Below are 23,246 nucleotides of genomic sequence, written 5' to 3'. Positions count from 1 at the left end.
TTTACCATTTACCATCTAGTCAACAAATAACTTAAAACTGAAAAACTTTACTTGCTGGTAAATACTTTTTGTTTACTACCTATTTTTTGTTTTTTTCACAGAGCAAACATGATTCTATATAAGATCTTCATTGCTTAAATGTTTTACATCAGGTCTTAGTTTTCGAAGGTGTTCATGCATTTTAAGATAGTTCCAATACCCACTTAACAAGCATGTTATCGGCTTAAAATTGATTACATTATTTTACTTGCTCATTAACAAAAGTCTTATTTAGGGTCTCGCTTATATAAGAAGTTAATCATCAAATTTAAACTTGCCTAACTTTGAGTCTTCTTTAATTTCTTTAAATAAGGTATCTGTATCAATAGCAGGATCAGGTCGTCCTAAATCTAATTTCAGCGGCTGTTTCAGATCGATCAATTGTTTAGGTGAAACTCCTTGTCTGATTATGTGTAAATCGAAGATATTCACCTCCACATGTTTTTCTTTACCAACACATTCGTAATGACTACCTGATTTGGTTATAAAATTCCTATCTGTTCTGGCAACAATAAGGTTAGAACAAACGTAGTCGCCTGGCTTAAATCTGCCGGTATCATCAGACAGCACATCGCCCCATAAAATCTGCCCTAAAAGTTGAGGCAAAGACTTTTCTTTTAGATTTATTAAGTCAACCAGAAACCAATTAGTTATTGTAGTTTTCTTCATAGCATTGCCTGTTATATCTCAGTTCACGGGGAATTTCGGGCGGTAAATTGTCGTAAAGCCAGGTTTTGTCATTTTTAAACAGCTATAAGTAGCTTGCTGACTCTGCGCTTTTAATTGCGTTTCTTGTCCTGAGAGCCTCACAGGCTTTAACTATGTTTTGTGGGTGATTGCGGCATTTATCGAAAAAGCGAATTCTTTTTCTAAGCTCCATGAACTCAGGGTGGGCTGACAATATTTGTTCGACCGCTCCAGTCGATACTCCCATTTCATTGGCAATCTTGCAGCATGCCATGCCAACAAAAAGCTTCCGCCAAATAGCTCTTCGTTCGTCTTCAAGAATGAATTGTGCTCGTCGGTCGATGGGGATATTATTTTGCTGTGCTAATTTCTTAACGAAACCGATACTCGTACCCGTTCTTCTGGCTACTGCTCGAAGACTTTGACCACTCCTTAATTGCCCGACAATCTCTTTGTTTTTTAGCTTCGGTTCAACTCCTTTATCTTTCTTGAAAACCGAAATTTATGAAACAGCTATACGTAGCATTTTCAAGACCGAAGTATTTGCTTTGTCTGGCTATGGATAAATCTAGATTTCCAGAAGAACATATTAATAAAACTGATTACGCTGGTTGGAAAATTGTCGACCTAACTAACTAAATCTACTATTCGAAATAAGAAAGGCGAGCTAGTTAGCTCGCCTTTGACTATTTCTACTTTCAAACTTTATTAAATTTTCAAACTTGTTTTTGTTGTTTCAAACTTTATTCGAAAGTGACAACAAGAAACTAATCTTCTCTGTACGTATCCAGCGGAGGGCATGAGCAGATGAGGTTACGGTCACCGTATACGTCGTCGATTCGTGTTACCGTTGGCCAGAATTTATTTTCTTTAACCGCGGCGCATGGGAATGCGGCGTAGTCACGGGCGTATGCTCGGTTCCACTCTGGGTCTAGTACGTCTTCAGCTGTGTGCGGTGCAAATACTAATGGGTTGTCGTCGACAGTCCATTGGCCGTTTTCAACTTTCGCGATTTCTTCACGGATGGCAATCATCGCGTCAACAAAACGGTCTAGTTCTACTTTTGCTTCTGACTCAGTTGGTTCAATCATTAACGTGCCCGCAACTGGGAACGACATGGTTGGTGCATGGAAGCCGTAGTCGTTAAGACGTTTAGCGATGTCCATTTCTGTGATGCCTGAGCTTTCTTTAAGTGGACGAATGTCGATAATACATTCGTGCGCTACGCGGTTATTACGGCCGCGGTACAATACTGGGTAGTGTTTGCTTAAACGTTCCATTACATAGTTGGCGTTTAAGATAGCCACTTCTGTTGCTTGGCGTAAGCCATGTTTACCCATCATGGCAATGTAGGCCCATGAAATTGGTAAGATGCCCGCAGAGCCATACTGTGCAGCAGAAACCGCACCGTTTTCTGTTCCCACGTTGTCGACATTGTTGTCGCCAAAAAATTCAACTTTGCTCACGACGTGGTTTGGTAAAAATGGTGCTAAATGCGCTTTAACGCCAATTGGTCCCATACCTGGGCCGCCGCCACCGTGTGGAATACAGAAGGTTTTGTGTAAGTTTAAGTGGGAAACGTCGGCACCGATAAAGCCAGGTGATGTTAAGCCAACCTGGGCGTTCATGTTTGCACCGTCAAGATAAACTTGACCGCCAAACTGGTGAACAATTTCACATACTTCTTTAATGGTTTCTTCGTATACACCGTGAGTTGACGGGTACGTGATCATGATGCAAGACAGCGCATCAGCGTGCAATTCCGCTTTTGCTTTTAAGTCTTCCATGTTGACGTTACCGTCAGGTAAACATTCAACAACAACCACTTTCATGCTGGCCATTTGCGCAGATGCAGGGTTAGTGCCGTGTGCAGAGCTTGGGATTAAACAAATGTTGCGGTGATGATCGCCATTGCTTTCGTGATATTTACGAATTGCAATCAAACCGGCGTATTCACCCTGTGCACCTGAGTTAGGTTGCATAGAAATATTGTCGTAACCGGTTACGTCGATTAACCAATCTGACAATTCACCAATCATCTTACGGTAACCTAAAGCTTGGTCCGCAGGACAGAATGGGTGCAAGTTACCAAATTCTGGCCAAGTCACTGGGATCATTTCCGCAGTTGCGTTTAGCTTCATGGTACAAGAACCCAATGAGATCATTGAGTGATTAAGCGATAAGTCTTTACCCTCTAACTTACGGATATAACGCAACATTTCTGTTTCGCTTTGGTAAGAATTAAATACTGGATGCGTTAATACGTCTGTTTTACGAGCATATTCAGCAGGGATAGACGAGCTGTCTTGGGCAACAATTTGTGCGTCAATCACACTTACATCTAAACCGTGACCTTCGCCCAAAACAACATCAAACAACTCAAGTAAATCGGCTTGTGAAGTGATTTCGTTTAACGTTGCTGACAACTTGCCTTCAAGATCGGTACGGAAGTTAACTAACTTACCTTTAGCACGGGCTAAAATTTCATCTTTATTTGGTGCCACAAATGTGATGGTGTCGAACCAAGTTGCATTAACAAGTGAAACGCCTTTAGCAGTAAGACCTGCGGCAAATATGTCTGCCATACGGTTAATGCGAGTTGCAATTGTTTTAAGGCCTTGAGGACCGTGGTATACCGCATAAAATGCCGCCATGTTGGCAAGCAAAACTTGAGCTGTACAAATATTTGAATTGGCTTTTTCACGACGAATATGTTGTTCACGGGTTTGCATTGCCATACGTAGGGCTTTGTTGCCGCGGCGGTCTTTAGACACTCCAATGATACGGCCAGGCAATGAACGTTTATGTTTGTCGCTTGTGGCGAAAAACGCGGCGTGTGGGCCACCATAACCCATAGGAACACCAAATCGTTGAGCAGAACCTAATACGGCATCTGCGCCTAAATGACCTGGGCCTTCTAATAATAATAAGCTCATGATATCGGCTGCAACTAATGCAACGGCTTTATTGGCTTGAACGCCAGCAATCAAAGGTTTGATATCGTTTACTTGACCTTCTGCACCTGTGTATTGGAACAAGGCACCGAAGATTTCTAATTCTGGGGCTTTTTCTGCTTTGTCGATGATTACGTCAAAACCAAACATTTCTGCACGGGTTTTAACAACGTCAATGGTTTGAGGGAAAACATCGTCTGCAATAAAGAAGCTATTGGCTTTTTTGGCTTTAGAAACACGTTTTGCTAGACCCATCGCTTCTGCTGCTGCAGTTGCTTCGTCTAATAATGATGCACTTGCTAAATCTAAGCCTGTTAGGTCGATAGTCATTTGTTGGAAGTTCAACAACGATTCTAAACGACCCTGAGCAATTTCAGGTTGATAAGGCGTATACGCTGTATACCATCCTGGGTTTTCCATAACGTTACGTAAAATAACGTTAGGAACCGACACTGGGTGGTAACCTAAACCGATATAAGATTTTGCAACCTTGTTTTCACCAGCAACTTGTTTTAAATACGCTAACGTCTCTTCTTCTGTTTGCGCGTCGCCAATGTTCATATCTTTGTCTAAACGAATCGAACCTGGGACCGTTTGGTCAATTAGCTCATCCACTGAACTTACGCCTAACACTTGACACATTTCTGACTGGTCACTTTGGCTTGGACCAATATGACGGCGAATGAAAATGTCGTGTTGTTCTAGTTGCTGTAAGCTGGTTTTTTCGGTCATGGTAGTGCGACTTCCTAAAATTGCTGTATGTGTTGTAAATCGGCTTTGCGTTTTAAACACCATGTAAAGTGAAAGGTGCGTAAATCGACAAATAGTACTTTTGCATTGAAACCGTTTTCTGGCCTAACCAAGCACCTAGACTTAAACGATTACAATTTGCGTTGCAGGATATGGTTTGCCTAAACAACCCCATAAAACTGCAGCGCAAAAACAAAGAAGCCCCGTTACATTTCCTATAGAGATGAGTTAACGGGGCCTTTATTCATTTACGATTAGTCTTCGTCGATAGACTGAGCGTAACCTTCTGCATCTAGAAGATCTTCTAGTTCAGAAGCGTCTTCCATTTTAATTTTGAACAACCAACCGTCACCGTATGGGTCGTTATTAACTGTTTCTGGAGAGTCTTCTAATTCTTCATTTACAGCAACAATTTCGCCCGCAACAGGAGCATAAATGTCTGATGCTGCTTTAACTGATTCTGCAACTGCACAATCGTCACCAGCGGCATATTCGTCGCCAACATCAGGCAAGTCAACAAATACCATGTCGCCCAAAAGTTCCTGTGCGTGCTCTGAAATACCTACAGTAACAACGCCTTCACCTTCGTTACGAACCCATTCGTGAGACGAAGCATATTTTAAGTCCGATGGAATATTGCTCATTATTATGTTCCTTAGGATAGATAATTTAAGTTTAGTTATTTACAAATTTAGCCACATACCTTGGAAAAGATAATTGGTGTGCGGCTATACTTCAACCTGCAAACGATAATTTCTTTATAAAACGTCTAATTGACGTTCTTTTTGCTCTTATTTGTCGCTATTTTCTTAGTTAAGAACTCAGCCTTATCCAAGATGGCATAGCAACAAAAACGATAAAAATTAAAGTACTGATTTGCCGTTACGAACAAAGCCTGCTTTAACCACTTTAACGTCAACTAATTTTTTGCGCATTTCAACTTGTACGCTTTCACCGATAGCAACACCACTTGGCACACGGGCCATAGCGATTGAATAGCCTAACGTAGGTGAAAATGTGCCTGACGTTATTGTGCCCTCGCCTGCTTCTGAAATGACTTTTAGGCCGCTGCGTAAAACACCTTTTTGTTCCATAACCAAACCAACTAGTTGCTCAGTCCCCGCTTCTTTCGCTTTCGTAATTGCATCACGACCAATAAAGTTACGGTCTTCAGGTTGCCAAGCGATAGTCCAAGCCATGTTAGCGGCAAGAGGCGAAACAGTGTCGTCCATATCTAAGCCGTAAAGGTTCATACCCGCCTCTAAACGAAGCGTATCACGGGCACCTAAGCCACAAGGTTTAACGCCAGCATCTAGTAGTTGTTGCCATAAGTTAGCGGCCATCTCTGGCGCTAACATAATTTCGTAGCCAGTTTCACCTGTGTATCCGGTTGTTGCAATAAACAAATCGCCAGCTTGAACACCAAAAAATGGCTTCATGCCTTCAACGGCTGCATTTTGCTCGTCAGTTAATAATGTGGCTACTTTTGCTTTTGCATTTGGGCCTTGAACAGCGATCATCGCCCAATCTGGTTGTTCTGTGATAGTGACCGAAAACGCTTCGGCTTGTTTATTGATCCAAGCTAGGTCTTTTTCTCGAGTTGCTGAGTTTACAACTAAGCGGTAAAACGTTTCGTCAAAGTAATATACGATAAGGTCGTCAATTACGCCGCCGGCTTCATTTAACATTCCTGTATATAAGGCTTTGCCCGGTACAGTTAATTTAGCAACGTCGTTGGCAACTAAATAGCGTAAAAACGATTTAGCGTCTGCCCCTTTAATATCAACAATGGTCATGTGAGATACGTCGAACATACCCGCGTCTTGGCGAACCGCATGATGCTCTTCAATTTGAGATCCGTAGTTGATTGGCATTTCCCAACCGTGGAAATCAACCATTTTGGCATTTGCTTCTACATGTTTATCAAATAAAACCGTTTTATTGCTCATATTCTCACCTAGTTTGAACCTTTCATCATGATTAATGATGAAAATAATTGTTCATTTTGTTAACCACAAAAATTACACGGGAATTGAAATTGCGGCAGAGTATAGACTAATTTAGACTTATTCTCCATAGTCTAAGCATTAGTAATACTTATCTGAAACATTACCGAATTTTGGTTTAGATGATTTCTACGGGCACCGCTAATGTCGGTAGGTTACCTTTCATTCCCATAGCGTTGAGTATAATTTCATGTTTCACCATTGGCATCGAATTAGTCATTGATAAACCGGCTGTACGGATCAATTTTTTTATTGGATTGTTGCCTTCAAACAACGACTTTAACGACTGCATCGCAAGAATAACCTGCTGCGCTTCCGCTTTTCGCCATCGCTCGTAACTACGTAATTGTTGGGTCATTTCAGGTAAATTTGCCACATCTACGCTTTGCAGTTGTTGCAACAAACTCGCCGCATCTAATAGGCCAAGGTTCATGCCTAATCCGGCTAGTGGATGAATGGTATGTGCGGCGTCGCCCACTAAAACCACGCGTTTATCCAGCCATTGATTAGCATAACGCATTGTAAGTGGAAATGACTGGCGTTTGCTGTGTAAGCTAACCGGCCCAAGTACACTGTCTGTTGCGGCTGTTAATGCTCGAGAAAATTGCTCATCGTTGTCTGCCATTAATTTCTCGGCGTTTTCAGGTGATGTTGACCACACGATAGAGCACAAATTACTGTTATAAAGTGGTAGCAATGCTAATGGCCCTTCAGGCAAAAATACCTGTCTTGCACAATGAGTATGTGGTTCAGTAGTTTTAATTGTGGCAACAATTGCATGGTGATCGTAATCAGAAAAAGTAATGGGTAGTTTTAGCAATTTTCGAATATTTGAATTAGCCCCATCGGCCGCAATAAGCAGTTTGGCTAATATAGGTGCGCCGTTTTCTAACGTCACTAATACATGTTCGTCACTGTTATGAATCGTTTGATATTTTGTCTCAAACAACAAGGTAATCTTATGATGTTGTTGCGCTGTATTAATTAACGCATTACGAATATTGGCGTTTTCGATAATATGCCCAAGACGCGGTTCAGAGACTTGTTCTGCATTAAAATTAATTCGCCCAAAAGAATCTTTTTCCCAAACGTCCATGTCTGAATAAGGTGTTAGTCGAGTACAATCCAAATGTTGCCAAACTTCTAAATTCCTCAGGATCGCTTCGCTTGCGGGTGACAGCGCTGATACTCGCGTTTCAGGCGATGACAGTATGGTTTCAGCCGCACTGTTATCTATTACCGTAACCGTAAAACCGGTATTGGCAAGGCCAAGTGCTGTCGTTAACCCTACACTTCCGCCACCGACGATAACGATGTCTGTTGAAATCATGCCTAAAATCCTACTCTTGTTTTTGTTCTTGGGTTAATTTTGATCATGCGTTTGTTGTTCTTGAACTAACGGTTTTAACTGAGCTAATTGAGGCAATTGCGTGAGTTGCGGAATATTTTTTGCCGACTGACTGCCCATAAAGTGTAATGCTAACCACTGTTGTAGGGGATCAAATTTTTGCAGGGACATCAATCCAATAGTCCGGACAAATGCTGGCAAGCGCCCTTCCAGTCCGAATATTCGTACCAATGAATCTGTAAAAGTTGTGATCCGGTTTATGTCATCCACCCGATTGTTTTGATATTGATTTAATAACCTAAAGCTACCGATGTCTTGTTTATTATCTAAAGCAACTTTAATTTCATTAACTAAAACCGCAATATCACGCAATCCTAAATTAAATCCCTGTCCCGCAATTGGGTGAACGGTATGTGCCGCATTGCCTAACAAAACAACGCGATTGTGAGTTAAGTTTTGAGCTTTAGAGCAATACAATGGAAAAGACGCCCGCTCGCCCGCTTCGATAATTTCACCCGCGGCAAAACCAAACTCAGCCTGCAACGCTTTGCAAAACTCAGTGTCTGTTAATTTTGAAATGTCGTCTGCTTTATCGTGGCTTTCTGTCCACACAACAGAGTATTGTTGCGGACCTATCGGTAACAGGGCTATTGGACCATGTGTGGTAAAACGCTCAAACGCAACAGCATCAACAAAGTCTTTACTCACAAGGTTTGGGTGACGCAGCAATTTTGCAAACTTACCGTCTTTACCATCTGCACCTTGGGTTTTAATATTCGCCACAACTGCGGTTTGACTGTAATCCGCTGTATCGTTTTCAATGCCTAACAAAGATTTTGTGCTCGACATACCGCCTTCTGCCACGACTAATAACTTGGTATGCAATTCATTACCATCGGTTAACGTGAGTTTGGTGTAGTCACCCTGATGACAAATGGCGCTAATTTCGGTTTGCACAAACCAACTCATTTTTTGTTCCGCCATTTGCGCCAATGTTTGCTGAAATATCTGTCCGATATTGCGCATTTCGGCTACATATCCCATGGCGGATAATTGGAAATCACTGGCTTTTAAAATGGTTTTACCAATATGACCTTTGTCAGACGTAACAATAGTTTTAATTGGCCATGCGTGGGGTTTTAATCTTGGCCAAACGTGCCAATGTTGCAAGAGCTTTAACGAGCCGTAAGATAACGCGATGCAACGACCATCAAAGTTGTTTGTAAAGTTTAATTGAGGTTCGGTTTGCTGCGCTTCTAAACCAAATTGTGGTTTAGTTGTTGCGTTTGGGTCAACTATCGCAATGTTTAATTCCGGCGACTCCTGCCTCAAACCAATTGCAGTTAGCAATCCCGACAGTCCACCGCCAGAAATAACAACATCGAATATTTGAGGGTTTGATCCATTTTCTGTCATCGGTTTTATTTCAACTTTGTCCGTCGGCGTTAAATTTGTTTTCGGTTTCTATAACCTTGTCACGGTTTGCAATTAGTCCGTTCGTATTCAAAAAAACAACTTTGCATCATCAATTTATTGAGTGGTGAGATAAACGAAAAATGCTTAATCTCACAGCACATCAATAAAAGTAATCTTATTGCATTAACGCTTCGATCTCTTCAACAGATTTTGGCGCGGTAATCGTTAAGTTTTCATAACCGGTTTCGGTGATCAAAATATTATCTTCTATACGTATACCGATGCCGTGCCATTTTGGCTCACAATTAGCTTCCGAATCGATATAAATGCCTGGCTCAACCGTAAATACCATGCCTGCTTGCAACGGACGTTGAGCACCAGCTTGGTTATAGTCTCCAACATCGTGTACATCCAGGCCGAGCCAATGAGCTAATCCATGCATATAGAAAGCTCGGTGGGCGTTATGTGAAATTAGTTGCGTGACATCGCCTTCTAAGATATTTAACTCAACCAACCCTTGGGTAATAAGTCGAACCGATAATTCGGTTAACGCTTTTAGTGTCGTACCCGGTTTGATGTTATTAATGACTTCAACCTGAGTATTTAATACTAATTGATACAGCGCTTTTTGTTCTGGTGAGAATTTACCCGATACAGGGAAGGTACGAGTAATGTCAGCAGCGTACCCCTGTAATTCACAACCGGCGTCTATTAAGACTAATGACCCAGACTCAATCACATCTTGGTTTTCAGTGTAGTGTAAGATACAGGCATTTTCGCCACCACCAACAATTGTGCCGTAGGCTGGGTGTTTGGCACCAGACATCGCAAATTCGTGATGAATTTCTGCTTCGAGTTGAAACTCAGTTACCGGTTGCTTTAACTTATGCAGGTTTGCCGCAAACAACATGGCGCGTTTATGGGCGGTAGAAGATATTACGCCGGCCCGTTTCATAACGGTAATTTCATCAGCCGACTTAAACAAACGCATCTCGTGAATAAGTGGTCGCGGATCGGATATTTGCGTTGGCGCATTCCAGCCTTTTTTAGGCCCTGTTCGAAGTTCGTTTAACAAATCAAAAATACGTTTGTCGTTTGCTTCAGATTCACCCTGTGGCCAATACAAGATAGTGGTATTGTTAATAGCGGTAAATAACACACTGTGGAGTTTTGATTCATCAAACGTTTCGTCAAATTCAAATTGTTGCTTGGCTACTTCTGCACCAATACGACGGCCCTGCCAAATTTCAGCAACTTTGTCTTTAACCCGGCAAACCAGTGTTGAACTTGTTGTATCCAAAGACTTTTCTAAAACAAGCCACGCATCTGGCTCAGGAAAATTAGTGAGGTATTGAAAATCACTATTTTGTCTAAACGGAAACTCGGTATCGTTACTGCGCGTTAGTTCATTGGCGGCGGGTATTATGGCAACGCTGTTTGGCGCCATTTGGGCTAACAGACGATTGCGGCGGGTGACAAACTCACTGTTTGGTATCATAACGTTTTATTAACTCGTAAATAATTAGTGAAGGGTCTTTTTAGGCTCTGCGTCGTCTTGTAGTGGCTTACCAAACTCCTGATGGATTAACACAGCCGATATGCGAATAAACTCCACCACTTCGTAATAGTCGCCCTGACTTTCGTTTGTATCATCTAAATTTGGATCCATGCGCGTGATGTTAGTAAAGTCTTCAATAATTTCACGAACGTCATTGGATGCCATTTTTAAATCACGTTGATTCAGACCAAAACCCACTAAAAAATATTGAACCCAGTTAATTAGCTCTTCGGCTTGCTCTGACAAAACCTCATCATCGTCAAGTAACATAAGTTCAAACGACATATCTTCCGAGGCCAATTGACTAAATATTGACTGGGTTAATTCTTCGCTAGACTTTTTTAATGAGCCTTTGATAGCCATACCATTGTTAAACAAGTCGGCTAAATGGGCTAAATAATCTTCCGAACCTTTAAACATGCCACCAGCGATTAACCCGGTAATTAAACCGTGTAGCTCACTCGCTGTCGCTGTGAAATCGTGTTCGTTTATTACGCTCATTAATTCCTGATGTTTCATATTATCTTCCAAAAAATTTAATACTTTAAGTGTAAAACAGATTTTGAATTTAAAGAAGTAGATTGCTGTGAATGTTGTTTTTTCGTGTAAATAACGGGCAATAAAACGTCATCTTGAAAAATAAATGGCCAGTTGAATTTTATTTCTCTATTTTCCGTTGCAGCGCTTTCTAATCCTGTTATATTCCGCGACGCAATAAATTCTCTCTACAATGTTCGATATTGTTATTGGGCATTATGGAAATACTGGTTTATTGTTTGTTTTGGTTGCCTGGGGTGTTTGACAGAAAACTCATATCCCTGAGCCGATAATACTTACCCAGGAATGCATTTTCCGTTCTATTGCGCAAGCTCGGCTAGTCTTTGGCTAGTAATCGAGAAGCCTACGGAACAGAAATGTGCTCCGCCTTGAACAATTCGGCGTTCAAGGTTTTAGTTTTCATCGGCACCTTGGGGACCACCTAAAACAAAGACTTCCAACACATTTTTAAATAGAATTCCCACGCACCAAAATCATTAAAGCTAACACTGTGGTACACATCGTGGTACACAAAACCATTTGGTTGGATCCCCGTCATGGGGTGTCAGGGGTCGCCAGTTCGAATCTGACCAGTCCGACCAATTTTAAAGGCTTTCAGAGCATCTCTGAATTTGCCGCCCACTTAACGCCCACTTAACGCCCACTTAACGCCCACTTATACAGTGATTCAAATGTAAGTAATTTTAGGCTGAAAACGACACAATTATTTTTCAACAAGATGCCAAAATGAATAGTAAAATCATTTCTGAATTTTTGTCTGGCTAGGTCCAATGGATGGTCACATTCGTGGCGGTGTGGATACCCATAGTAAATTAGAATTACGTGGTTATTCAATGTGCCACTCGTTTTTGTTCTTTTCGTTTTGGGTGTCATCGCAATTAGATGGCTTTCTAAACTACTATAAAAAAGTGTACATTTCTATTTGTAACCGCAGACACTAACCCAGCAGCTAAGTTATCAACTCTCTGAGCATAATCCTGATCTGTCGTCCAGTTAGCAAGTAAGGCATTCTTTGCTTGAGTATCACCTACAATATCATAGGCACTATTTGCAACATGCACTAAAACATCCCACCCGCTATAATCACCTTCATATTGGTAAGCGTCAAACAAAGATCGTCTGCAAGTGCTGCGGAGGCACTTTGGTCAACATCGGACTTTCCGTTGATAGTTGCAACTAGATAATTACTCTAAAGTCTAGTTGGGTTGCCTAAGCGCGCACAAGAACGATTACCTGTCGTTTATAGCCGTCGAAAACATCGCCGTTCTAACCTAGCTTGCAGAGCACATTGACCTACTCACTAAGTCGAACGGCATTAAGCGGCTATTCGATTAAGTAACACATCTACTTATTTTTTCCAGTGATCGACAATTTCCGAACATCTGGTTGGAAAGACCATAATTTCAGGTTTTCTAAACTGAATGTTGACGTTGACGACACTTTGACTAAATCACTATCTCGTTTTGAAGGATAACTTCGAACCGAAAAAGCGGCCGCGTCATTAATAAACACGTCTACGACTGACCCATCAACAAAAACTCGTACGGACTCAATTGTGCCAAAATCTTGTTTAGAATAATGTCCCGTTAAGATCTGAGGCCCTTCGTCTTCACCAGCTAAACTAGAACGACTTTTATCCAATGTGACTTTACCCGTTTCCCCATCAATCACAATGGATGTTTGTTCTGTGCCATCGCTACTGCTCAATACGTCGATTTTCAAGCTGTTGTCACTCAACGCCTGGCCTTTAATATAGAGCTCGTAAGCTTTTAGTTCTGATGACACAAAAATCGGCTCTGGCGAGATCAAGACCTTTTGTAGATTAAACTGCAACTTATCACGTAACTGGACTAACTCAGGGGCTGGAGCCTGCCCCAACGCTAGTCGGTTCTGACTCAAAAACCAGCGACGTGGAAAACTAAACGTATGTGTCCACCCTGCGTTTTCTTGCGCTTGGGCAGTGCGTCGTTCATCGACAATGCCTATCGCTCTAATAGCGCCATCTTCACCACGAGCAACCGTTGGCGATAGATGACCAACGATAACATCTAACATTTTAGGCTTGGTATAATGAGGTTGAAATTGACCGTTTTTCCAAGTCCCTGTCCAATAGACTCCTCGTGTCGCCGGGTCTCCATACTTTTCAATTGTGCCGCCAATTGGGTTCACAACTAACACGTACACATCTTCGGTTAGCGCCTCAAATACAGGCATTTCCCAAATGATCGAGCCAATATCCATCGTTTGGTATGGCAAACTGCTAAAGTTGCTTTGGTGCTGCCATTTGACGTTAGGCCCCAACTTATCCGCGATGTAATAATCTAATCCACCATAATTTTTGTAGGCTGCACCAATGAGCATATGCCAGTTACCATTTTCCTGCCAAAGGTAAGGGTCACGAAAGTCTTCGACATGTTGCGTATTGATAATGGGCCCAACTTTTTGCCATTCAATTAAATTGGGATCTAGACTCATGGCCACGGATACACCAGGGTTGGCGGATGTTAAACGATCCGAATGGTTAACACTGGTGTAAAATGCATATGCCTGCTCACCGTCAACGACGACATCTCCAGACCAAATACCTTTCATGTCATAACCAAATCCAGCTTGGTTTATCTCAGGCCTTAGAGCGTCGGGGTAGTCCGTCCAAGTTACCAAATCATCACTCACCATGTGTCCCCAGTGCATCTGAGTCTTAAAGGGGCCATTTGGCGTCCGTTGATAAAACATGTGCCACAATTCATTTTTCCGGACTAAACCGTGGGGTTCATTGGTCCAATTTGCTGGCGGCATAGGGTGGTAACGTGGTCTTAAATGATCTAGAGCAAATCGAGATGATGGTACTGACAAAGCATTTTCTGCGTCAACAACACTCAAATCGGCTGTGAGATACATTTGAGTTATCTTCTCTAGCGAAAATACTTCAGTGGTCAACAATATGTTGTCAAAGGCGCCATTAATGCGATTAATGGTAAAGTTTAATAACTCGACTTCTTGATGACTTTTGGCCAACAAAAGTGGTGTATTGGCTGGCGTAAATTGACCGAAAGAAGGCATTTGAGCTTTACCAAGTAACGTGTCATTTAGGTAAAGACTTACCGTCTTAGTCTTGTCGTTTAATGAAAACGCCAAATGATTCCATTGATAAAGTGGGAACGGCTCTGTTGCCTTTATGTTCACCGGTCCTTTACTGGTCGCAAGCCATAACCCCCAGCGACCAAACGTATCGAGGTAAACTTCAAACCCTAAATCACCGATACGTTGATTTACTATCGCAGATGGCGTTAATTTATCTGCGGTCACTTCCAAATCAGAAGGATAACTTTCAAGCGCAACCCAAGTGGAAAATGTAAAACTATTTACTCCCTGAAGCGAGACTGAAGCTTCGCCCCAACTGGAAAAACCGTCAGTACGCCATGCCCTGCCTGTTACCCCCGCGACGCTATCTGGTTGCTCAAATTGAGTGAATAACTTAACGTTACTTTTTGCTAAATTGTCAAAGTTTTCCGTCAGTAATACGCTGTTGGCAAGCGCTCTTTCACTAAAAAAAATTACTGCGAGAAATGCATGCAGTGCCAATAAATTGGCAAAAAATCGAAGCGTTGTAGTCATCATAATACCTATATCCATACCTAAAGAAGGGCTAATGCGTTTAATACTTGCTGTTGTGATGGGGGGTGGCAGCCGATTTCACTGACGTTTAACGACGCAGCCATAGCGCCAAATAACAAGCCCTGTTGCAGTTGTTCTTTTTCGGCAAAACGATGCAGTGCGTTGTTACGTAGCAACTCAGAAATTAATGCAGAAAAAAACGTATCGCCTGCCCCTACAGCATCACCAAAAGAACGGGTTGGAATGATGTCTTGTTGCACCGTTAACCCATCGGTGATGATAAATGCCCCCTGTTCACCCAATGTTAACGCGACAATACCGTCGTTCATCACACTTAACATTTCAGCGGCATGATATATGGGATCATCTTGCAGACCCATCAGATGTAGATCTTCATCACTGACTTTCACGATGTCAGCTAACGCAATAAACTGCCATATCGCTCCGACATATTGGCTATGATCTATTTCAACCCCTAGTCGTACATTAATGTCGATGCTGATCTTCACCCCGCGATTTTTCAATTTAATTAAAACTGGCGTTAACACATCTATCATCTCTGGAACCAAGGCCAGTGATCCTGTATGAAATACCTCAACGTCCGCTGGTATAATCGCTAACAATTGCTCTGCGGTCATATCCAGATCAGCAACAGATTTACGGTAAAGTTGATAGCTCGGGTGCCCATTCTCATCTTTATAAACCAGCGCTAAAGAGGTGGGTTTGTCCGAACGATTATTTTCCGGGAGCTGGATCCCATCTAGTTGCGCCGCATGCATGATTTGACTTCCTAAATCGTCATTTCCGATGCGCGACAAATAACAACAATCTAAACCTTGCTTCGCAAAACTCCGAGCAACATTAAACGGTGACCCTCCAACAAATGGACGATAATCACCATTAGATTGTTGCAATAAATCAAAAAGCGCTTCACCAAATACCGCAACTTTATTCCTCATCATTTTTGCCCTACTTTGCTGATGATAATCGACTTCTCAGAGTCACATTGCGACTGCATGACGAGCGTATCAAAAGGACTAGACGGGAACAGTAATGCGGTAACAGACGTGGTACCATCTCCCCAAAATATTTCTAACGAAGATTTGTCTAAAATCATTTGACCCGATATTTGATCGTTGTGCGGCAATACCGGCGCCTCAATTATTGGCATCGTCCAAATTTTAATGTCAAAACCGGCATTTCGACGATCGACTGTCAGTAGCTTGCGCAATGGGTTGTATTTGATGATCACTTTTTCGCCATCGACGTTAGTTAACTCCCAAGTTGTTTTGCTCGGCGCACTAGTCGATACGTTAAACTCAATATTGACGACAGACTCTTGTGGAAGGTACGCCGAAATCGCCTGGGTGCTTTTATTCCGGGTGACCTCTACCATCGAATTTTGATATTGGTTCACCGGCTTATTAGCAAGCAAATGTCCATTTGATGTGCTAAGAAGAGTTAACTCTCTTGGTAACGCCATAGCACCGCTCCACGGGTAGGTCGGTAAATCTCCGGCATAGGTCCAATTTGACATCCAACCGATCATGATCCGTCGACCATCGACTCGCTGTAGGCCGTCAAACGTTACGCCGGCATAATTATCCGGTCCATAGTCGAACCATTTCACATTATCGTGATCCGTCTCAAATCTGTTGCCGTTAAATTCGCCAACAAAGTATTGCGTGCCGCAACCGCCATTCGGTCCACCGGGGTTGATGCTGACTATCAATACCCATTTTGTCTCACCATCTTCGGTGGTCAATTGAAACAGGTCGGGGCATTCCCATTCTCCAGCATGGCTTCCTACATCTTCACCAAAATCAGATAAAAACTGCCACGATTTTAAATCCGCCGAACCAAACAGTTTCACAACTTGGCCAGCCGCCAATACCATGACCCATTGTTTTGAGTCTTGATGCCAAAACACTTTTGGATCCCTGAAGTCTCTAATACCTGGATTTTCGATAACGGGGTTACCTTCAAATTTAGTCCAAGTCTCACCTGCGTCATTACTGTAAGCGATACTTTGGCACTGAACCGCTTGTTCAGAATGATGAGTGAAAATCGCAACTAATGGAGGATGTTCACCTTGCTGAAATCCCGACGTATTATTCCAATCGACCACCACGCTACCGGAAAAGATGTAACCTAATCCTTGTTTGTTTTCGTTGACATCTGGTAACAAAGCAACGGGTTTTTCCTGCCAATTCAACAAGTCAGTCGACACAGCATGACCCCAACTCATATTGCCCCATACATGTGCCTTAGGGTTGTGCTGGTAAAATAAATGATAGAGCCCGTCGTAATACACTAAGCCATTAGGATCATTCATCCAATTTTCTTGTGGCGTAAAATGGTTCAGTGGTCGCCACTGTTCAGTGAATTGTTTTTCTTCAGTGTTTTTCATAAAAATTCTCATTTTCACCGCACTAAATGCACGCATTTTAGCGGTAAAACTTTTCCTCTCATTTGACCTAATGGTGTGAAACTATTTTTGACTAACGATGGACATTATAATTTTACAATGCTAGCCTTTGTCAAGAATTAATCCAAAATTTAAATTGTCGTAACAGATTAGGAAGTAGATAATCAGTACTCATACACTGATAAACAAAAGAATTTTTATGACTTCAATTAAAGACGTAGCAGAAAAAGCCAATGTGTCGATAAAGACTGTCTCTCGGATCTTAGGCGGATTTGAAGGGGTGAGTGCCAAGACCAAAGAAAAAGTAACCAATGCAATGAAGGAGCTAGACTATGCACCTTCTGCGGCTGCTCAAGCGCTACGTGGAGTCGAAGCTGGGATCGTAAGTTTAATTACCGACAATTTGACGACAACACCAGACTCCTATGAAATCGTCGCCGGGATCCAAAACATTTGTGACCAACATGGTAAACAATTATTAATTGGCGAAATGGCAGGTAAACCAGAAAACTTTGAGCGGTTGGTTGACGACTTTAAACGTCATCGCTCACAGGCCATCATATTAGCGACGGTTTTCCACAAAGAAGTGAAAATAGAGCAGGCCTTCAAAAATACGCCACTTATTTTGGTCAACTGTTTTGAACAACAAACGTTACACCCGACGATTATCCCTGATGACTACCAAGGTGGATATGACGCGGCCGTCCACCTCATTAATAAAGGGCACACCCGGATCGCAGAACTTCGACTTTTTGAAGATATGAAGGCCTCCCAATTACGTCACCAAGGTTATAAACAGGCTTTATCCGATCACCAAATCGCATACGACCCTACCCTTATTCGGATAGGAGTTATTGAAAATGAGTCTGACGAGTTTGCACAACTAGAGCAAGTACTTAAAGACTTACTCTCCTTGCCAAACCCGCCTTCCGCTCTAATGTGTGGTAACGATAAAATGGCAATGCGAACTTATATGTTAGTACGTGGCGTGATGGGGTATCAGATCCCACAACAGATCTCCATCGTCGGTTACGATAATTATCGCCTAATTTCAGAAAATCTATTACCCAAATTAAGCACGGTGAGCTTGCCATATTTTGCCATGGGACAAGAGGCAGCAAAATTGGCAATCGCCAAAATTAAACAAGCAAAAATTCATAAAATCAGCGGTCAGTTTGTCGATAGAGGATCAGTAGCTACACTGCTCTGAGCGTCAAATGGCCAATAATAGGAAGCAACATGTTTAAAAACTCAGATAGAAATTATTGGCTATTAAGCTTAGCACTCTTTTCCTTCTTCTTAACTTGGTCATTTTCATTCTCATTATTTCCTATATGGCTCAATCAAGCCGCGGGATTAAATGGCGAAAATATGGGGATTATATTTAGCCTCAATGCCGTGGCCGCATTATTCATCATGCCCTTTTATGGCTTTATTCAAGATAAACTCGGGCTAAAAAAATATCTGTTGCAATGGGTTGGTGTTTTACTCATCGCCAGCGGACCATTTTTTATTTATGTCTATGCGCCTCTTTTGGCCTCTAATTTTTATTTAGGCGTCATACTTGGCGGCATCTTTTTCAGTTTATCCTTTTCCGCCGGAGTCGGTGCGACCGAAACCTTTATCGAACGTGTCAGTCGGATTTCTGGGTTCGAATTTGGTAAAGCTCGAATGTGGGGATCGATAGGTTGGGCAACCGCCACATTTTTTGCAGGTGCCCTGTTTAATATAGACCCTAATATTAACTTCTGGTTGGCATCTTGTTGTGCGATCATCTTCTTAGTTTCCGTAACCTTGGTTAAGCCCACGGAAAAAGCCGAAGATGAAAATCTCATTGACGATAAAGCGTCGGCATTAAATATCCAAGATGCCTTTGGGTTGTTAAAAATGAAACGATTCTGGGCATTTGCTACCTATGTAATGGGGGTAACCTGCGTATATTCCGTATATGACCAGCAATTTCCAGTCTATTTTGCCTCTTTATTTCCGAGCCAAGCTGAAGGCAACGCGATGTTTGGATACTTAAACTCTTTTCAAGTATTTTTAGAAGCCGGAGGCATGTTTATTGCCCCGTTTATCGTGAATCGAATTGGCGCTAAAAACGGCCTTGTATTAGCCGGTGCCATTATGGCCGTACGAATGATAGGGTCAGGCTACGCTTGGGATCCCATTTCAATATCGGCAATGAAGCTTTTGCACGCCGCCGAATTACCGATAATGTTGATAGCCATTTTTAAATATATCTCTGCGACTTTTGATGCAAGGTTATCCTCAACACTCTATTTGGTGGGTTTTTTATTCTCCACTCAAGTATTTGCCAGTATCTTGTCTGTGGTCGCGGGAATGATGTATGACGCAATAGGCTTTACCTTATCTTATAAAATACTCGGCAGTGTGGTGGTCTTTTTCACCATTGTCTCTTGGGTTATTTTAACCGATGACAAAAAAAATAACGAAAAGCAATTAAGCGAGCAGCCAGCTTAATCTTTTCCAGTGTCATCTGAGTGGCGACAAAATTGTTGTTCGCCACTCTCACTTTATAAATACGCCGATGGCTCCAACCGCCTTACCAACAAAAACAATTCTTATTATTTACAACAAGATACAAAGATTTAAAATTCAATACCTAATGTCTAACTGCGCATTAAACCATCTTTTTTTTGTCTTTTTTTAAAAATACTATTGACAACTACTGTATAAAAAGTGTCATAATGTCCATCGATAGCCAAATAGAGCAATCACGATCCGATGCGATGAACATACAATGTTTGTTAGCATCGAATTTTTTTGACTCATAATGTCCATCGATGTACATTTAGTCTAAAATTATAAAATAAAACTTGATCAACGGAACACACACATGAAATTAAAAACACTTAGCAGAATAATTTCTTTAACTTTGCTCTCTCAATCAGGGTATGTATTTGCTGAAAATGTGAACAAAGAAAAAGATGAGGAAATCGAAGTCATCACCGTATCCACAGGTGTTACAAAAAACACCCATAAAATGGAAGCGACTTTTTCCATCAACACGATTAGTGAAGAAGACATTAAAAAGTTAGCGCCTCATGGCGCCGCCGACTTACTCGGTAACATTCCTGGCTTTTTTCCAGAAGGTGGCACAGCAGGTGAGTCCCACAACAACGTGTTAGTCCGAGGTTTGCCACAAGCTGGTGGTTATCGTTATGTTCCGAATTTAATTGATGGTTTGCCAGCATATGAAGAGCCTGAAGCTCCATTTATGAATAATGACGTGTTCATAAAACCTGACTTAATGACGGTAACTGTAGAAGCCGTTAAGGGTGGCCCTGGCGCCATTTTATATTCAAATGCTTTGGGTGCAGCCGTTAACTATATTACCCGTACTGGTGGTCAAGAGTTTGAAGGCGCTTATAAGTTAGAAGTTGGCGATTGGGGCCACGTTCGTAACGAATTTTTTGTGTCCGGTCCAATTAATAAAAACTTAACGTTTGCCGTTGGTGGTTTTTATCGCGTTGCAGATGGTATCCGTGATCCGGGTTATACCGGTAATTCTGGTGGTCAAATCCGAGGGAATTTAGTTTATACCAGCGATGACGGTACAACCCAAATTAAATTACAAGCCCACAGCATTAACGATAAAACCAATTTTTATCAAAACATTCCTTACTCAGTAGAGAGTAATCGTGAGCCAGGCACTCAAAGCAATCCGTTTGAAATTAATCCAAATGATGTAAACAGTTTAGGCGTTAATTTTCAAGATGGGACGGTATTGTCACACCAAACCAGTTTTTATCAATTATACAATAGCGACGGCTCTCAACTACCACTCGACATTACTAATGGTATAAACCCTAAATTTGATATTTTGTCTCTTGAAATCTCCAAAGATTTACAAAATGATTGGCGCTTTGTTTCCTCGATTCGTTCCACAACCGGTTCCAATGGATTCTACTCTTTATTTAACGATCCACCGGCTGAAACATCTCGATTAACCAATGATCAATTTAACCGGATCCAAGGTTTTACTGGCGTATTAGGAGATGCCTATAGCGACGCTGTTGGGGTAAAAGCTTATTATTCTGACACCGTGACTGGTACCGATTTAACTGGTGCTGAAGAGGCGCCGAGCATTTTGGCACACAACATTCCAGTCTATGGCAAGGTTGATGCGACAAGTAATATCGCTGACTTTAAACTTTCTAAAGAATTTGAAGTCGGTGACAATTCTCACGAATTAACGTTTGGTTATTACACCAGTCATTACACCTATGATGTTTATTCTGTATTTGCCAGTGGTTGGAGTGACATTGGTGAAAGTGCTCGTCTAGTTGACTTATACGCCGTCGATAATAATGAACAGCAAGTTGGTCCATCGATAACTCGCGGTGGTTTAGATCAACCTGCGATATTTGGTCTTGGCGCGGACGCCACTATGAGAACCAATGCGTTTTACGCTTTGGATCATATGACGCTCTTAGACGGTGATTTATTAATCGACCTTGGTGTTCGTTGGCAAGAATTGGATGTAGATCGATTAACAACCAATTCATTTGACCCTGGTAACAGTTCCAATGACTTTACCCCAGCAGATGTCGTTGTCGGTTCAACTAGCGATACCTTGGCAGATAACTTTGTTAATGTGCCTGACGGTACCCCACGTTTTGCATCTGAAAGTTACGATGATATAGGTTGGACAATTGGTGCAAACTACCGCATCAACGAAAACTTCACCACGTACTTAAGCATTGCCGACTCGTTCCGTTTACCAGGTTTTGAAGATTATATCTTTGGTGGTCCTGCAACAAATCCAACAACAGGCGAAGTTGCACGTGGTGATCAAGTCGAAAACATCAAACAAGTTGAAGGTGGTTTGCGTTATGCAGATTCCGTCAACTCAGTGAGTTTAACGGCCTTTTACATCGACTTTGCGGCAAAAGAAAACCTAGGTCCAACGCTAGATGATCTTAGTGCTACTGGTAATGGTATCGCCTGTACGGCAATCCCTGCGCCAGCAAATTGCCCTAAGGTACGCGATGTATTCCGCCGAAGCTTAGATAATATAGGGATAGAGTTAGAAGCGTCCTATTCTCCAGAAGCGCTGGAAGGTTTGACTTTACAAGGCAGTATCGTTTGGCAAGATCCGCAACTGAGTCAAGATAATGAGATCAGAAACGGGATCGTAGAAGTTGATACAAATGGCGATGGTGTATTTGACGAACGTCAATACGATGTTTCAACAACCGAAGGCAGACGACCAAGACGTCAATCTGAATTGTTGGTTAATTTCAGACCATCATATGATTTTGAATCTATCCCATTATCGATCTACAGCCAGTTCATGTATTACTCAGAACGTTTTGCGACTGATGACAGTACCAACGTGACTGTATATCCAGCCTATTATCAAATGAACTTAGGTGGTATCTACGAATTTTCTGAGCAAATGGATCTACAAATTCACATTGCAAACCTAAATGATGCCGATTCATTTACAGAAGGTTCACCAATACTAAGTGGCTTGTCTTTCTCAAATGGTGACTACACGGGCGTTGCACGTCCATTGTTAGGACGTACGATTAAAGCTTCTTTAACCTACCGTTTCTAATCTAACCATCAATAAAATCCAGCCCTTAGGGCTGGATTTTTTTTAGCGGCCAATTAAGCCATTAAGTTGAGTATCAAGGTTACCTGCCGCCAGAACCACCGCCACCTGCACACCTGCCACTACCTGAGGTTCGAGAGCAACCTAAAGAACAACTGAAGAATGATCTCTTCCCCCCTAGTTGCAACGTATTTCTGGGCGAAGCAATTTGCATAAGTTGTAACGGATAAACGTATCGATATGGCCCATCATTTGGATTTTCGTCTATCTAATTAATAATCCGACGTTGTCATTCTCGTCTCT

15 protein-coding genes and 1 other RNA gene are annotated in these 23,246 nt (G+C 41.9%); 4 read left to right on the top strand and 12 right to left on the bottom strand.

Features of this window, described 5'->3' with window-relative positions:
- Positions 1-294: 294 nt before the first annotated feature.
- From Q4575_RS15335 to Q4575_RS15300, 8 genes are all read right to left on the bottom strand, one after another.
- Positions 295-708, bottom strand: a complete 414-nt coding sequence (locus tag Q4575_RS15335) for a hypothetical protein (protein ID WP_303523426.1) — start codon at positions 706-708, stop codon at positions 295-297.
- A 785-nt stretch (positions 709-1,493) separates the two neighbouring features.
- Positions 1,494-4,412, bottom strand: a complete 2,919-nt coding sequence (gene gcvP, locus Q4575_RS15330) for an aminomethyl-transferring glycine dehydrogenase (RefSeq protein ID WP_303523425.1) — start codon at positions 4,410-4,412, stop codon at positions 1,494-1,496.
- 272 nt (positions 4,413-4,684) lie between these two features.
- Entirely contained in the window at positions 4,685-5,074 is a 390-nt protein-coding gene (gene gcvH / locus Q4575_RS15325) for a glycine cleavage system protein GcvH (protein WP_215964921.1), read from the bottom strand.
- 219 nt (positions 5,075-5,293) lie between these two features.
- The gene (gene gcvT / locus Q4575_RS15320; protein ID WP_215964920.1) at positions 5,294-6,379 is read right to left on the bottom strand and encodes a glycine cleavage system aminomethyltransferase GcvT; all 1,086 of its coding nucleotides are present in this window, start codon (positions 6,377-6,379) and stop codon (positions 5,294-5,296) included.
- 175 nt (positions 6,380-6,554) lie between these two features.
- Entirely contained in the window at positions 6,555-7,766 is a 1,212-nt protein-coding gene (locus tag Q4575_RS15315; RefSeq protein ID WP_303523424.1) for an FAD-dependent monooxygenase, read from the bottom strand.
- A 33-nt stretch (positions 7,767-7,799) separates the two neighbouring features.
- Positions 7,800-9,200: an FAD-dependent monooxygenase gene (locus Q4575_RS15310; protein ID WP_303523423.1), complete on the bottom strand. Its 1,401-nt coding sequence runs from the start codon at positions 9,198-9,200 to the stop codon at positions 7,800-7,802.
- A 175-nt stretch (positions 9,201-9,375) separates the two neighbouring features.
- On the bottom strand, positions 9,376-10,698 hold the full coding sequence (gene pepP / locus Q4575_RS15305; RefSeq protein WP_303523422.1) for a Xaa-Pro aminopeptidase: 1,323 nt from the start codon (positions 10,696-10,698) through the stop codon (positions 9,376-9,378).
- A 24-nt stretch (positions 10,699-10,722) separates the two neighbouring features.
- The gene (locus Q4575_RS15300; protein ID WP_215964916.1) at positions 10,723-11,277 is read right to left on the bottom strand and encodes a UPF0149 family protein; all 555 of its coding nucleotides are present in this window, start codon (positions 11,275-11,277) and stop codon (positions 10,723-10,725) included.
- A gap of 264 nt (positions 11,278-11,541) precedes the next feature.
- On the opposite strand from Q4575_RS15300, the gene ssrS reads away from it, so the two are divergent.
- Positions 11,542-11,737: non-coding RNA, 6S RNA (gene ssrS / locus Q4575_RS15295), on the top strand.
- Positions 11,738-12,206: 469 nt separating this feature from the next.
- On the opposite strand, the gene Q4575_RS15290 is transcribed toward ssrS, so the two are convergent.
- From Q4575_RS15290 to Q4575_RS15275, 4 genes are all read right to left on the bottom strand, one after another.
- Positions 12,207-12,428, bottom strand: a complete 222-nt coding sequence (locus tag Q4575_RS15290; RefSeq protein WP_303523421.1) for a hypothetical protein — start codon at positions 12,426-12,428, stop codon at positions 12,207-12,209.
- Positions 12,429-12,660: 232 nt separating this feature from the next.
- Positions 12,661-14,934: a GH32 C-terminal domain-containing protein gene (locus tag Q4575_RS15285; RefSeq protein ID WP_303523420.1), complete on the bottom strand. Its 2,274-nt coding sequence runs from the start codon at positions 14,932-14,934 to the stop codon at positions 12,661-12,663.
- A 17-nt stretch (positions 14,935-14,951) separates the two neighbouring features.
- Positions 14,952-15,893 (bottom strand): carbohydrate kinase, encoded by a 942-nt coding sequence (locus Q4575_RS15280; protein ID WP_303523419.1) that lies wholly within the window; start codon positions 15,891-15,893, stop codon positions 14,952-14,954.
- Positions 15,890-17,341, bottom strand: a complete 1,452-nt coding sequence (locus Q4575_RS15275) for a glycoside hydrolase family 32 protein (protein WP_303523418.1) — start codon at positions 17,339-17,341, stop codon at positions 15,890-15,892. The genes Q4575_RS15280 and Q4575_RS15275 overlap by 4 nt, the downstream gene beginning before the upstream one ends.
- Before the next feature lie 217 nt (positions 17,342-17,558).
- Between Q4575_RS15275 and Q4575_RS15270 the strand changes: the two genes are divergently transcribed.
- The 3 genes from Q4575_RS15270 (at position 17,559) to Q4575_RS15260 (ending at position 22,946) form a co-directional block, all read left to right on the top strand.
- Positions 17,559-18,569, top strand: a complete 1,011-nt coding sequence (locus Q4575_RS15270; RefSeq protein WP_215964913.1) for a LacI family DNA-binding transcriptional regulator — start codon at positions 17,559-17,561, stop codon at positions 18,567-18,569.
- 29 nt (positions 18,570-18,598) lie between these two features.
- A complete protein-coding gene (locus Q4575_RS15265; protein ID WP_215964912.1) occupies positions 18,599-19,843 on the top strand; it encodes an MFS transporter in 1,245 nt (414 codons plus the stop codon).
- 376 nt (positions 19,844-20,219) lie between these two features.
- Positions 20,220-22,946, top strand: coding sequence for a TonB-dependent receptor (locus Q4575_RS15260; RefSeq protein ID WP_215964911.1), 2,727 nt, complete (start codon positions 20,220-20,222; stop codon positions 22,944-22,946).
- Positions 22,947-23,246 lie beyond the last annotated feature (300 nt).

This window comes from Psychrosphaera sp. 1_MG-2023 (assembly GCF_030548245.1).
Taxonomy (GTDB): Bacteria; Pseudomonadota; Gammaproteobacteria; order Enterobacterales; family Alteromonadaceae; genus Psychrosphaera; species Psychrosphaera algicola.
This window is presented reverse-complemented; position numbering and strand designations above follow the sequence as displayed.

Excerpts from the sequence above, each read along its gene's own strand:
- Q4575_RS15335 (WP_303523426.1), bottom strand. The coding sequence starts at position 708 with ATGAAGAAAACTACAATAACTAATTGGTTTCTGGTTGACTTAATAAAT.
- gcvP (WP_303523425.1), bottom strand. The coding sequence starts at position 4,412 with ATGACCGAAAAAACCAGCTTACAGCAACTAGAACAACACGACATTTTC.
- gcvH (WP_215964921.1), bottom strand. The coding sequence starts at position 5,074 with ATGAGCAATATTCCATCGGACTTAAAATATGCTTCGTCTCACGAATGG.
- gcvT (WP_215964920.1), bottom strand. The coding sequence starts at position 6,379 with ATGAGCAATAAAACGGTTTTATTTGATAAACATGTAGAAGCAAATGCC.
- Q4575_RS15315 (WP_303523424.1), bottom strand. The coding sequence starts at position 7,766 with ATGATTTCAACAGACATCGTTATCGTCGGTGGCGGAAGTGTAGGGTTA.
- Q4575_RS15310 (WP_303523423.1), bottom strand. The coding sequence starts at position 9,200 with ATGACAGAAAATGGATCAAACCCTCAAATATTCGATGTTGTTATTTCT.
- pepP (WP_303523422.1), bottom strand. The coding sequence starts at position 10,698 with ATGATACCAAACAGTGAGTTTGTCACCCGCCGCAATCGTCTGTTAGCC.
- Q4575_RS15300 (WP_215964916.1), bottom strand. The coding sequence starts at position 11,277 with ATGAAACATCAGGAATTAATGAGCGTAATAAACGAACACGATTTCACA.
- Q4575_RS15285 (WP_303523420.1), bottom strand. The coding sequence starts at position 14,934 with ATGATGACTACAACGCTTCGATTTTTTGCCAATTTATTGGCACTGCAT.
- Q4575_RS15280 (WP_303523419.1), bottom strand. The coding sequence starts at position 15,893 with ATGATGAGGAATAAAGTTGCGGTATTTGGTGAAGCGCTTTTTGATTTA.
- Q4575_RS15275 (WP_303523418.1), bottom strand. The coding sequence starts at position 17,341 with ATGAAAAACACTGAAGAAAAACAATTCACTGAACAGTGGCGACCACTG.
- Q4575_RS15270 (WP_215964913.1), top strand. The coding sequence starts at position 17,559 with ATGACTTCAATTAAAGACGTAGCAGAAAAAGCCAATGTGTCGATAAAG.
- Q4575_RS15265 (WP_215964912.1), top strand. The coding sequence starts at position 18,599 with ATGTTTAAAAACTCAGATAGAAATTATTGGCTATTAAGCTTAGCACTC.
- Q4575_RS15260 (WP_215964911.1), top strand. The coding sequence starts at position 20,220 with ATGAAATTAAAAACACTTAGCAGAATAATTTCTTTAACTTTGCTCTCT.